The sequence below is a fragment of the Psychrobacter sp. KCTC 72983 genome (assembly GCF_014280455.1).
GTDB classification, from domain to species: Bacteria; Pseudomonadota; Gammaproteobacteria; order Pseudomonadales; family Moraxellaceae; genus Psychrobacter; species Psychrobacter pacificensis.
Genome location: NZ_CP060390.1, coordinates 1,765,098 through 1,777,966, shown reverse-complemented (window position 1 = coordinate 1,777,966; position 12,869 = coordinate 1,765,098). Strand labels below are relative to the sequence as shown.

Sequence of the window (12,869 nt, the reverse complement as noted above, 5' to 3'; positions counted from 1 at the left end):
CTAATTATCCGCAATGTTGTCCGATACCACGGCTTTACCAAGCATCACGACATCAGCGATAAACCCGTCCATATCGCAAACTTTTGGCATATATCCCCATTGCTCAAAGCCAAGTTTACGGAACAGTCCCAAACTTGGCTGATTGTGGGCAAAGATAAGGGCAACGATATTTCTGATTCCTAAACTGGGCGCTTGCGTCAACATCCAGCGTGTCAACAGACTGCCCAACCCTTTACTCTGATAATCTTGGTTCAGATAGATGCTGATTTCAGTGCTGATATGATAAGCGGTACGCGCATATAAATCACTGAAACTGCCCCATGCAACAATTGGTAGTTTTGTACTCTGTCTATCGGCATCACCTTCTAGTAATGCTTTGACTACATAAATAGGTCTCGTTGGACTGTCTAAATGCTCATCGAACCAAGCTGTACGTTCTTCGAGCGTTACTAATGCCAAATTTGCCGTTGCTTGTTTGCCAGGAATACTTTGGTTATAAATCGCCAAGACTTCTGCCAAGTCTTCTTTACTGGCACGTTGTACCATAAACTGCTGGGTCAGCTGATGTGTCAACGGGGCAGTTGCTATGACATTTAAGGCAACATCGGACATAGAGTCTCCATATTAATTGGCATTATTATTGGTATTCATGATGATAGTAAAAAATCGTCATACTGATAATAGACGTATGTACAAACCATGAAATTCATAGAGCGTCATTCATACTTGCATTATCCGTAGACTATAGGATGTTAGTGTGGCTATTTTACTTTATAATGGCTAATTTTCGACACATCAATTTTGACCATAGATGTGTTTTTTCGTTTTTTATCTGGTCTCATCATAGCTGAAAACTTATGAAAACCTATTTTCTTGAGCAACTGATTACATCATCAAATGCCGCGTCTACTACTAATGACCCAGTAGAGTTAGCGCCTTGTGTGCTCACTATTGGCAATTTTGATGGCGTACACCTTGGTCATCAGGCAATGCTGGCACAAGTTCGTGATATTGCGCATACCCAAAACTTGGACGCTGCGGTCATGATATTTGAGCCACAACCACGTGAGTTTTTTGCGCCAGCTAAAGCCCCTGCGCGTTTGACCAATCTAGCAGAAAAGCAGGCACTCCTAGCACAACATGGGGTTAAAACCTTAGTGGTGGCAGGTTTTGATGAGGACTTTCGCTCATTATCAGCACAAGCCTTTGCCGATATATTAGCCAAGCGCTTAAATGTAAAAGCGCTGGTACTAGGTGACGACTTCCGCTTCGGTCATGATCGTACTGGCGATAGTCAGTTTTTGCGCGATTATGGTTTGGATGTGACTAACCTACATACCATCACTGATAGCAATATTGACAACGACCACTTGAATGATGTCAATAATGAGGCTGCACGTATTAGCTCTACTCGCATCCGTGACTTGCTATTGGCAGGTGATATTCATGCTGCCAATATACTGCTGGACCGCGACTACGCCATTACGGGGTCGGTTGTCCGTGGCGATCAAATTGGTCGCACTATGGACTTTCCTACTGCCAATATTGATTTGCAGCGAATAAAACCCGCTTTGCACGGTATTTTTGCCGTTGATGTCGTCAGCTTAGATGAGAATAGAGAGGTCATACCTGATGGCTTAATAAAGCTGGCTACTGATAACAATATAGGCGTCGCAGGTTTGCGTCCACATAGTTTGTTCGGTACCGCTAACATTGGCAAAAGACCTTCTGTTGATAAAAGTGATGACTGGCGATTGGAAGTACACTTTCCCAAACTAAAAGCAGATTTGTACGGATTGAATCTAGAAGTGCGCTTCTTGCACTTTTTGCATGGTGAGCGTCGCTACGATGGTTTGGACGCCTTGAAAGCGGGTATTCATCAAGATGTCACTGACCTACTAGAATGGCGTAACAATCAAGTTTAGCAGTCAGACGTATCTTACATTTTATCAAGTCCAAACTTCTTTGCTGTTGCGATTCCGGTATGTCCTTGACGATAGTATGCGATGACTTTGATCTTAAAGTCTAGATCGTAACGCATAAAAATACCCCCGTAAGTTGTGTCCAACTTATGGGGGTCGGTTCACTATATTAGGTTTTTTATATCAGCTTTTAGGCATCAGGATGCATTCGTACATTTAACTCATCAATCGTCTCTACCCATGCTGCATCTTTTTGCCATTCTTCTTGCAAGAACATACGCTGGCTATCGGTCCAGAAATCAGCTTCTATCAATTTCTCTTCACTTGATAACTGGTTGTCTGCGATAAACTTATCAATCGCTTCATCAGAGCTATCTAGACCTAACTGAGCAAATAGCTCATTCATATTATATTCTGGCTCACCCAACATACTTTTCTCCTTAAATGGTGTAGTGGTAATTATGCTTATTATTCAAATTAACCCATTTATTGTAGCAAGTTTTGTGCGAATAGCTGTTAATCAACGTTTATCTAACGTTATCAATTGTATAGGCAGCAAACAGATATTGCCATTTCAAAAGATGCGATAGATTACTTTTTATTTCATCATATCTTTTGGATAAAAAAACTTATAGACATAAAAAAGCCCCCCTATATTAAGAGGGCTTTTCTTTTTCACTCATTACTTAAGTTAAGACAGCTATATAACTGCTTAGCTTATGGTAGTAGGTGTGCTACTGCATCACGCTCTTCGCTCAGCTCTTGCTCAGTGGCGGCCATTTTCTCTTTTGAGAATTCTGATGACACATCAACGCCGTCTACGATAGACCAGTCGCCGTTTTTGCATGTGCATGGGAATGAGTAGATAAGGCCTTCAGCGATACCATATTCCCCATTTGAGTAAACACCCATAGAGACCCAATCGTTCTCGTCAGTACCGAGTGCCCACGTGCGCATATGGGCGATAGCAGCGTTGGCAGCAGAAGCTGCAGATGAGGCGCCGCGAGCTTTAATGATGGCCGCGCCGCGCTGCTGTACTTCTGGGATATACGTGTTTTCGTACCAATCACGATCAACCAACTCTAGCGCTGGTTTGCCATTGACAGTCGCAGCCGTTAGGTCTGGATACTGGGTCGATGAGTGGTTGCCCCAGATGGTCATGTTTTTGATGTCATTGACAGTGCTGTCAGTTTTTTCGGCTAGCTGTGCCATCGCACGGTTGTGATCTAGACGAGTCATGGCAGTAAAGTTACGTGGATCAAGATCTGGTGCGTTACGCTGAGCGATTAGCGCGTTGGTGTTGGCAGGGTTGCCGACGACCAATACTTTTACATCACGGCTAGCGACTTCGTTTAATGCTTTGCCTTGTGCTGAGAAAATCGCAGCGTTGGCTTCTAGTAAGTCCTTACGCTCCATACCTGGGCCACGTGGACGGGCACCGACGAGTAACGCGTAGTCAGCATCTTTGAATGCCACATTTGCATCATCAGTTTGGACAATACCAGCAAGCAATGGGAATGCGCAGTCTTCTAGTTCCATGACCACACCCTTTAGGGCATCAAGCGCTGGTGTGATTTCAAGCAATTGCAAAATAACTGGCTGATCTTTACCTAGCATCTCGCCAGATGCAATACGAAATAGCATCGCGTAGCTGATATTACCGGCGGCACCAGTGACGGCAACACGTAAAGGCTGTTTCATTGACATTGAATACTCCCTAATTGATGATTAGATCATTTATGATTGTAATAGATGATTATCTTTTTAGATATCGACTTGTTTGCTGCACAAAGGCAGCGCTAAACCGAGAGCTAGTGTAGCACTTCATCACAGCGACCGTCTAGATACAGTCATAGACCCATCAGGGACTATATTGTTACATTTTATACGAAAAGAATATCTATAAGCTCAGAGCCTATAAATAAAGGGCTATATAATTTTTAGATACGGTCCATAGTATGTTTTATCGCTATGAGACGAGTAAATAAGAGTATAAAAATGACAATGTAATACGGACAAGTTTACTCAGATTTTATTAAAAACAGTACCGAAAAGAATGTGGAAAAAGAACGGTAGACTATCTAAAAAATAGTTAAATAAAAGCTATCTACCACCTGAAATGATGAATTGGCTGCCGCAGTTATCTACAACATTGTGACAAGTGCCAAAACTGCTACCCTCATAACACACATGGATATCCGTCAGTATCGATTGACGACGACTGCCTTCTTGGCAAATGAGATCGACACTATTTGATGACATACCACTATTTAGGCGCGTCATTTGACTAATAAATCGAGATTTAGAGACTGTATAACTGTTGCCCGTATTCAGCTCGTTAGGAAGCTTTAGTTCACCAGCGTAGTTAGTGATTTGTCGGAAGTAGCGACTGGCACTCAGTGGGCTACAAGCACCATAGCGCTGCCACGTTTGGCTACGTACTGTCGTATCAGGCATGATGCGATTGACAACCTTTAGTTGTAGTGGTGTCAAACGTGGCTCGCTACCACGACCACAGCGTTCGCCGTAGCCCATGTCTAAGCCTGAAACTGTTAACGAATAGCCTTCTAGACATTGACGCATGCGGGCTCTTGTCGGCTGCATGCTACATAACGCGGGGGTCATCTCGACCATCAATACGCGCTGGCCAGCTTTGACCGTGCTCGCCGCATATGCTGGCGTAAGCATAAGACCTTGTATGATTAACAAAGCACCAAAACTCGTCGTTTTATTAACTTTACCCATATGATGCCTACTTATCAAACTTCCACAGAACTGCACCAAGAAACTGGATGTCTTAAATTTTGAGCTTGTTTCTGCTTTCGTATTAGATGACCGGGGCACCTGAATCAGTAACGGTTGCCGAGTTTTCGATAATACAGGCAGTTTGAAGTATTTTTTGATCATAGGGCTGGGAGCAATTAGCAATGATAAAACATGGGCTATCACTTAAATCATTGTGCTAACAGCATTAAACACATATAGTCAATCAATATTAAAAGTGGTACAAGGCAGACGAGTGCAAGTACTACAGTAGTAGGCTAAACGAGTCTAACGCTGTAACACTTTAATAGTGGTTCGACTATAGCGATCTAAGAACAAGACTGAAGAACATACACGTCAATTAAAGCAATGGTAACAAAATGTCTTTTTTAATCTATAGCAAAAACGTAAACGTTGTCGTGCTCGTCAATAATTGCAAAATTAAGTTCAGTGTTTATTGTATAAAGTACTAAGACTTGCTGCCATTTAGCCCATAAAAAATAGACCATTAACTATAAAAGCTAGTGGTCTATTAAAGACGAATTCACTGATTAAAAAGCAGCAGGTACTGTACCCATACGTTGACTGATTGGCTGACCACGACCCAGCAGACTGCTATAGATAGTAGCGTTTTCCATCACGTGTTTGACATAGTTACGCGTTTCAGGAAAGGCAATCGATTCGACATATTGATCTGCGGCGATTGCGCCATAGGTTGGTTGCCAGCGTTTGGCATTATTAGGACCCGCGTTATAGCCTGCGGTTGCCAATACTGGCTGATAGTTCAGTTTACTTAAGATATCACCCATATACCATGTACCATAACGAATGTTGGTATCGCCACTATTGGCACGGCTCGCACTATAAGTCTCACCTAAGTTACGCGCGATATATTTTGCCGTATCAGGCATGATTTGCATCAACCCACTGGCGCCTACATTTGAGCGCGCAGAAGACACAAAACGGCTCTCTTGACGCATGATGCCATAAGCCCACGCTGGATCAATGCCTGCTGATTGACTATAACGCACCACTGACTCTTGGTGTGGCATAGGGTGCGAAAGTGCCAAGCTATTAACTCTATCGGTATTATCGACGGCATAAATCGCCCGATCGAGCCAGCCCATGTCATACGCTTGACGCGCCGCCGCGATAATGAGATTGTCATCACGGTTATCGCGTGCTTGCTTCACAGCCCAGTTCCACTCGCGGTTGGCGTAGCCGCGACTCGCGTCAGAGTTGTATAGTGCAAATGCACGGGCAAAGTGTGGGTTTTGCATCACGCGCGCGCGGTCAGCGGTACTGACATTAGGCAAATTGCTACCACCTAAGCGGCTGGCATCAAAGCGCTGACCGATCCTGTCTTTTGCCATCAAGCCATAGTAGTCATTATTTTTCGCTAGGTTTTGATACATTTTTTTGGCGGTATTGCGCTTACTGCTATTGCTTGATTGTTCATAGGCGCGTGCCAGCCAGTATTGCCACTGACCATCCTTTTGAATTTCACCATCCATTTTTGAAATAGCTTCAACCACATCATCCCAGCGGCCAAAGCGGATTGCCGCCATGGCATAGTCTTCCGCTTCTTCAAAGTTAAAGTCATCATCTAAGCTATTGCGGAACCAGTCTACTGCTTCAGCATTAAAACCGTCATCGGTATTGTGGTTCATGCGCTTAACACCAAGCGTACGATAGGCGTAACGACGCGTTTCGTCATTCAATAACTTTATAGCGCGCTGATTGTCTTGCTTGATATCGAAGTCTAACTGCAGTGCCGCTTCTCGATAGGATTTATCTGCGACACGGCCAATAGCATATAGGTATAGGTATTGATTGGTTTGACTGGCGGGCTCGCGGCTAAAGCGGCTAAGAAACGATGAGGGATTGAGCTGAATTTCACTGAGCGACGAATAAGCAATCGGCGTACCTAGGCGTGACGACAGCGCCATGATGTCACCCGTTTTGCCTATTCGTAACATACGTTTGAGACGAGCAGCGCGATCCTGATTGCTAATGAGCGCGTTATTATTCATTTCCATCGCTAGCTGGTCACAAAGGGCTGGCTGCTTTTTGGTGGTTAGCCAAACATCAGATTTGGCAGCCATGGCACGCATGGTATCACCGCCATTATTGAACCCAAGGGCGATAGCGCAGCGCTCACTGGCATCAGCATTGGTAATCAGATTCGCCACTTGTCTGACAGAGGCGTAGTCATTCGACCCCGCTTTAGTCTCCGCAAAGTCAGCCACTAGCTTCTCGGCCATAACCGTATCTGGATACTGGCGTACAAACTGCGATACGGCCGCTGAACTTTGTGAATTGAGGTCTAGATTCATCCGCCAGTAAGTTGGATACATGGCAAATAGACCACCGCTCATGATTTGCTCATAATTATAGAGCGCACCCACATCCCCACGATCCGCTGCGATAGCCGCTGCCATAAATGAGTCAATACTACGGTCTTGCTGATAGTTGCTCTCTTGTTGGTAACTTTCCTCATCGCCCCACGTCAACTCTGCACAAGCCACTTGTGACATACCAAGCGCGCTTATAGCGGTTGCCACACTCAATGCACTTATCCACAACGAGCCTACTGTGAGTCGTTTCGACGTCTGCTTTTGACTGGTAAATTCTTCATCCTTGATGCTATGAGCAACACGCAACTTTGTCATACTGACTCTCTTTATGATGTTTCTATAAATATATGAATAACGGTTCGCTAAGTACCGCCAAGGGTATCGCAATCATCATACTATACTCATTGTGCTTTCAACTATCTCCTTTACCTTTTGTTAATAAATAGGAGAGCACGGTGTAACATAGAAATGATAACGAGCCTCAGTTTTTATAAATGGTAATATTAATCACAGTAAATAATTGATACTGCTATGAATTATTTATCATATTGACAACCCATCGCCTATGCTAATTTTTCACATTAGTACAGGGTTGTGATAAAATACGCCACCTGTTAATCGGCTACTCCGTTATATTTTTGGTCAATCATGGACTTCCCCTTATGAGTGTTACTGTATTCAATCCCCGCATCGATGACGATGCTGCTGCTGAGACGACTGTCACCGCACGTGCTGTCACTGCACTCAAGGAGCAAAGTTCAGCCCAAGCGCCCGTCGAAAAAGCCGCAACCAAGAAGGTATTCATCACCACCCAAGGCTGTCAGATGAATGTCTATGATTCAGACAAAATGCTCGATGTGCTCGGTGACTCGCACGGCATGCAAGTGACGCACAACATTGATGAAGCCGACGTGCTGTTGATGAATACCTGCTCTATCCGCGAAAAAGCGCAAGAAAAGGTGTTTTCAGAGCTTGGGCGCTGGCGCAAACTCAAAGAAAAACGTCCTGATCTCGTGATTGGCGTTGGCGGCTGCGTGGCCTCACAAGAAGGGGATAATATCCAAAAACGCGCGCCATATGTCGATATGGTGTTTGGCCCGCAAACCTTGCACCGTCTGCCTGAGCTGTATGATCAATCCAACGATCAGCGCCACGTGTCACCCAAAAACCGTATTGGCACGATTGACGTATCCTTCCCCAGTATTGAAAAGTTTGACTTTTTGCCTGAGCCAAGAGTCGAAGGATATAAAGCCTTTGTCTCAATCATGGAAGGCTGCTCAAAATATTGCTCATTCTGCGTCGTTCCTTATACACGCGGTGAAGAATTGTCGCGTCCACTTGACGATGTGCTGGCCGAGATTGATAGCCTTGCCGCGCAAGGTATCCGCGAAATCAATCTACTTGGTCAAAACGTCAACGGCTATCGCGGCGAAAAAGACGATGGCAGTATTTGCCGTTTCGCTGAGCTGCTGCATTATGTCTCGCACGTCAATGGTGTGGAACGTATTCGTTATACCACCAGCCATCCACTTGAGTTTACCGATGATATCATTGACGCTTATGCACAATTGCCAGAGCTGGTATCGCATCTGCATCTACCTGTACAAAGTGGCTCAAACGCGATTTTGGCGGCGATGAAACGCAACCATACCATCGATGTGTATATCGATCAGATCAATAAGCTCAAAGCCATCCGCCCAGACATTCACTTATCAAGCGACTTTATCATTGGCTTTCCTGGTGAGACTGATGAGGATTTCCAAGACACGCTAAACTTAGCAAAAGAATTGAACTTCGATCACTCGTACAGCTTTATCTACTCCAAGCGTCCGGGCACGCCAGCTGCTGAGTTACCAGATGATGTGAGCTTCACCACCAAAAAAGCGCGTTTGGCTGAGTTCCAAAAAGTGATCGTTGACTCGACATTGGCCAAAACGCATGAGATGGTCGGTACAACGACTCGCGTCTTGGTTGAACAAGTCGCGAATCGCCATCCAGATTGCCTAATCGGTACAGCGGACAACACCCGTACGGTGATGTTCCCTTACGATCCTGAGCGCAGTGATGAGCTGCTTGGTAAAATTGTCAGCGTACGTGTCACCGATTTTGTCAGCCCGCATATGGTGAAAGGCGAGCTAATCGAAGTATTAGCCTAACTGTTAAGGTAACAATGGTTAAATTATAAGTTTGAATAAGAACTTAGATTAACACATGAAGTGCAATACCAAATGCAAGGTGAAAAAAAGACCTAGATGCGCTAGCATCAAAGTTTTTATCCACCGACCAAAGTGAGATTGCAACCATGAGCTATACACATCTAAGCCTAGGTGAACGATACCAGATTTATGCCCTTAAAGGGGCAAAACATAGTATTAATTTTATAGCGAGGGTGTTAAACAGAAGTCCCAGTACCATATCAAGAGAGCTTAGGCGTAATAAAAGCCTACGAGGTTACCGAGCAAAGCATGCTAATAACAAGGCTTGTGACAGACGGGCTAACAACGCCACAACTATTGTGACTGACCTCTGGGCATGGGTGACAGACAAGCTTAAAGAGAACTGGAGTCCTGAGCAAATATCTGGCGTTCATGCTGGTATCAGTCATATGAGCATTTATCGCTATATTTGGCGTGATAAGAGGCAGGGCGGTACATTGTGGCAGTGTCTCAGACGTAAAGGAAAACCATACCGGCAGCGTCTAACCGCTGAGACTCGAGGCCGTATCAATGACAGAGTCTCGATTCATGAGCGCCCTTGTATTGTTGAAGAACGCTCACGTATTGGAGATTGGGAAGCGGATACCGTTATCGGTCAGCATCACAAGCAAGCGATTGTCACGCTCGTTGAACGTAAAACGGGGCTGCTGAAGATGAAGCGTGTGGGTCATAAAACAGCACAGCAAGTATCAGAGGCAATGATAGAACTCTTAGCGCCAGTGAGGTTGCAGGTTAAGACCATTACCTCTGACAATGGTAAAGAGTTTGCTCAGCATAAGAAGGTGAAACAAAAGCTCTTTAGCCCTTTCTTCTTTGCCGATGCTTATGCGTCATGGCAGCGAGGAACCAACGAGAATACCAATGGCCTTATCAGAGAGTACTTGCCTAAGGGTTGTGACTTTAGACAAGTCTCTGATAATGAAATACAGGACATTGAGAACAAACTAAACAACAGACCAAGAAAACGATTAGGGTTTAAAACGCCTATGCAGGCGTTCTATAATATTAATTAGCGTTGCACTTGGTGTGTTAATCTAAGGAATAAAAAAGCCGTTCACTATAATAGCGAACGGCTTTTTTGCGGGTGAATGTTAACCATCACTATTCTGATAACCAATCTGTCTTTCGTAGCTGCTGCTTGGTCTCACGGCGACGTTTCTTGCGGACGATATCGATATCTTCCTTTTCATGAATACCGCCTTTTCTTAACAGCGGGTCAAGCGCTAGATAATTACGCGGTTTCACTGCGCCTAGCGAGTGCTGTGCACCTGATTCAGTCTGCTTGTCTAGCTGTCTCTCAATTTGTTTAGCCTTTTTTAACGTTTGTTTTAAGCTCATATAGTTACCTATTAGATCTCTTGCAAAAGTACTAGTTTATTGACTTCAACTAACGGAGTTACAAGGGCTGACGATGACTTATGCAAGAAGTCTAATAACTTTTTATAGCATAAAACTATTAATTACTTCAGCAAACAAAGCCGCTGCAATTATAATAAAGATAATGCCGCAACCACGATTAAGCCACGCTAAACGATTACCAACATCGAGCCAGCTTGCCAGCTTTTTTCCGCCTAGCGTATAGACAATCTGCCAAATTGTTTCGCTCATGAATAGCCCAATGGTCAATAAGATATATTGCGGCCATAGTGGCGCACTAAAATTAATAAACTTAGGAAAGAACGCTGCGAAAAATAATATCGCTTTTGGATTAGATAAAGATACCCAGACCCCTGTACGGAATAAAGTGAGATTGCTGGGACTTATCTTGACCGCAGCACTCGACAGCGAGCGCGGCTGCGGTGTACCAGCTTGACCTTCAAAAGCCCCATAGTCGGCCTCAACCTCAGCACTTAACTCCTTGGCATCGCTCATCAAGCTACCATCACCCGCATCACGCCATGAGCTGATGCCCAAATATACCAAGTATGCCGCGCCCACGGCTTTGATAATTGTGAGCAGCCATGGCGACTGGCGACTGATCACATCCAGCCCAAGTAAAGTCGATAGCAGCAAGATAAATAGCCCAAGGCTCAACCCTGCTAGCGTCCATAATGTGCGCTTGACGCCATAGTTCATGCCATACTGGAATGCCAACAACATGTTGGGACCTGGTGTTGCGGAAATCAAAAACGTACTTGCGAAAAATACTGCAAACAGATGCCAAGACATCAGCTAACCCCTACTTTGTTATATATAAATGCTTCTTATACGAACAGCCACATCGCCAAAAAAAGAAATACCGCCATTCAGGCGGTATTATTGATACTTCTCACATTATATACATATGTTTGCCACTTTTATAGCGTATCGACACCTCTATAAGCTACTTGGCAGTACAACTGTCTAATAGTTTTTGCAAAAAGCCGTCACAACGTTCGATTTCGATCATTTCAACATATTCATCCGCTTTGTGTGCCTGCTCAATACTACCAGGGCCACAGATGATCGTTGGGATGCCTGCATTGGTAAACTGACCACCTTCCGTTGCGTAAGCGACTTTATGACGCTCATCATCCCCTGTCAGAGCTGCTATTAATGATTGTAGCTCAGCGCTGTTATTATCCGTCATGGCAGGAACACTCTCTTCCTGCATCAGCTCGATACCCGTCTCAGGCGCACGCGCTTGCATTTGCGCATTTAACTCAGCAACTTTTGCTTGAATGGGCGCTAGTATATCGTCTTGGGTCATGTGCGGCAGGTTGCGATAGTCAAAAGTGAACTCACACAGATTGGGCACGATATTGGTGGCTGTACCGCCGTGTATAGTCCCTACTGACAATGTCGAATAAGGCACGGTAAACAATGCATCATTGTCATCACGAGCACTCAGTTCTTCAGCAAGCGTGTCGACATAGCCCACCAATCTGCTTGCATAGCTGATCGCATTGACCCCTTGTCCAATCAATGAAGAATGCGCTGATTTGCCATGGACACGGCAACGATACACCGCGATGCCTTTGTGTGCAACCACCATCGCCATATTGGTTGGCTCACCGACGATGCAATAATCAGGGGTGATACCGCGCGCTTTTAAATCCGCCAAAATCAATGGCGCACCCAAACAGCCCACCTCTTCATCGAACGACAGCGCGAGGTGCAATGGGCGACGCAGCTGACCGCTACTTGATAGCTGTACAGCTTGTGGCAATATTGTCAGCGCACACGCGATAAAACCCTTCATATCGCACGCACCGCGTCCGTATAGCTTGTCACCACGTATCGTCGCGGTGAACGGCTCTGATGTCCAGTCTTGACCATCGACAGGCACGACATCAGTATGACCTGAGAGCACCAAACCGTTATTAATTTGGTCAGCGTTTTCGCCAGCGGGTACAGTCACAAACAAGTTGGCCTTGGTCTTTGCCTCGTTAAAGGTCAAATCTACCGTCAGACCAAGCTGCTCACAATACGCTCTCACATCATGAATCAATGCGAGATTGGAGTGTCGACTGACCGTATCGAAGGCGATAAGCCGTGTCAGCCAATCAAGGCTATTACTCGGATGCGTAGCAGGGTTTAACTGTTGGTCATTGCTAGCATTGTCATTAGTATCTTGGATCATAAAATATCCCTATTATGATTTTTAAGAGCCATTTCTTAAAAGCCATTTC

11 protein-coding genes are annotated in these 12,869 nt (G+C 44.9%); 3 read left to right on the top strand and 8 right to left on the bottom strand.

Going from position 1 to position 12,869, the window contains the following annotated elements:
• Window positions 1–612 (bottom strand): GNAT family N-acetyltransferase, encoded by a 612-nt coding sequence (locus PSBA01_RS07610; RefSeq protein WP_186473702.1) that lies wholly within the window; start codon window positions 610–612, stop codon window positions 1–3.
• A gap of 245 nt (window positions 613–857) precedes the next feature.
• Between PSBA01_RS07610 and ribF the strand changes: the two genes are divergently transcribed.
• The gene (ribF, locus tag PSBA01_RS07605) at window positions 858–1,925 is read left to right on the top strand and encodes a riboflavin biosynthesis protein RibF (RefSeq protein WP_186473700.1); all 1,068 of its coding nucleotides are present in this window, start codon (window positions 858–860) and stop codon (window positions 1,923–1,925) included.
• A gap of 187 nt (window positions 1,926–2,112) precedes the next feature.
• On the opposite strand, the gene PSBA01_RS07595 is transcribed toward ribF, so the two are convergent.
• The 4 genes from PSBA01_RS07595 to PSBA01_RS07580 all read right to left on the bottom strand — a co-directional run bounded on the left by PSBA01_RS07595 (window position 2,113) and on the right by PSBA01_RS07580 (window position 7,357).
• Window positions 2,113–2,352: a DUF2789 domain-containing protein gene (locus PSBA01_RS07595; RefSeq protein WP_058025028.1), complete on the bottom strand. Its 240-nt coding sequence runs from the start codon at window positions 2,350–2,352 to the stop codon at window positions 2,113–2,115.
• 287 nt (window positions 2,353–2,639) lie between these two features.
• On the bottom strand, window positions 2,640–3,629 hold the full coding sequence (locus PSBA01_RS07590) for a malate dehydrogenase (protein ID WP_178379285.1): 990 nt from the start codon (window positions 3,627–3,629) through the stop codon (window positions 2,640–2,642).
• A 396-nt stretch (window positions 3,630–4,025) separates the two neighbouring features.
• Entirely contained in the window at window positions 4,026–4,667 is a 642-nt protein-coding gene (locus PSBA01_RS07585; protein ID WP_058025029.1) for a hypothetical protein, read from the bottom strand.
• A 569-nt stretch (window positions 4,668–5,236) separates the two neighbouring features.
• The gene (locus PSBA01_RS07580) at window positions 5,237–7,357 is read right to left on the bottom strand and encodes a lytic transglycosylase domain-containing protein (RefSeq protein WP_186473698.1); all 2,121 of its coding nucleotides are present in this window, start codon (window positions 7,355–7,357) and stop codon (window positions 5,237–5,239) included.
• A 347-nt stretch (window positions 7,358–7,704) separates the two neighbouring features.
• On the opposite strand from PSBA01_RS07580, the gene miaB reads away from it, so the two are divergent.
• Together miaB and PSBA01_RS07570 are read left to right on the top strand one after the other, a co-directional pair.
• Window positions 7,705–9,198 carry a tRNA (N6-isopentenyl adenosine(37)-C2)-methylthiotransferase MiaB gene (gene miaB, locus PSBA01_RS07575; protein WP_186473697.1) on the top strand — a complete coding sequence of 498 codons (1,494 nt, stop codon included), beginning with the start codon at window positions 7,705–7,707 and terminating at the stop codon, window positions 9,196–9,198.
• 146 nt (window positions 9,199–9,344) lie between these two features.
• Window positions 9,345–10,271, top strand: coding sequence for an IS30 family transposase (locus PSBA01_RS07570; protein ID WP_025643743.1), 927 nt, complete (start codon window positions 9,345–9,347; stop codon window positions 10,269–10,271).
• Window positions 10,272–10,359: 88 nt separating this feature from the next.
• Here PSBA01_RS07570 and PSBA01_RS07565 read toward each other — a convergent pair whose 3' ends face one another.
• From PSBA01_RS07565 to argE, 3 genes are all read right to left on the bottom strand, one after another.
• A complete protein-coding gene (locus PSBA01_RS07565) occupies window positions 10,360–10,596 on the bottom strand; it encodes a hypothetical protein (protein WP_167669384.1) in 237 nt (78 codons plus the stop codon).
• Window positions 10,597–10,698: 102 nt separating this feature from the next.
• Entirely contained in the window at window positions 10,699–11,427 is a 729-nt protein-coding gene (locus tag PSBA01_RS07560; RefSeq protein WP_186473696.1) for a LysE family translocator, read from the bottom strand.
• A 154-nt stretch (window positions 11,428–11,581) separates the two neighbouring features.
• A complete protein-coding gene (argE, locus tag PSBA01_RS07555; RefSeq protein ID WP_186473695.1) occupies window positions 11,582–12,820 on the bottom strand; it encodes an acetylornithine deacetylase in 1,239 nt (412 codons plus the stop codon).
• Window positions 12,821–12,869: the final 49 nt, after the last annotated feature.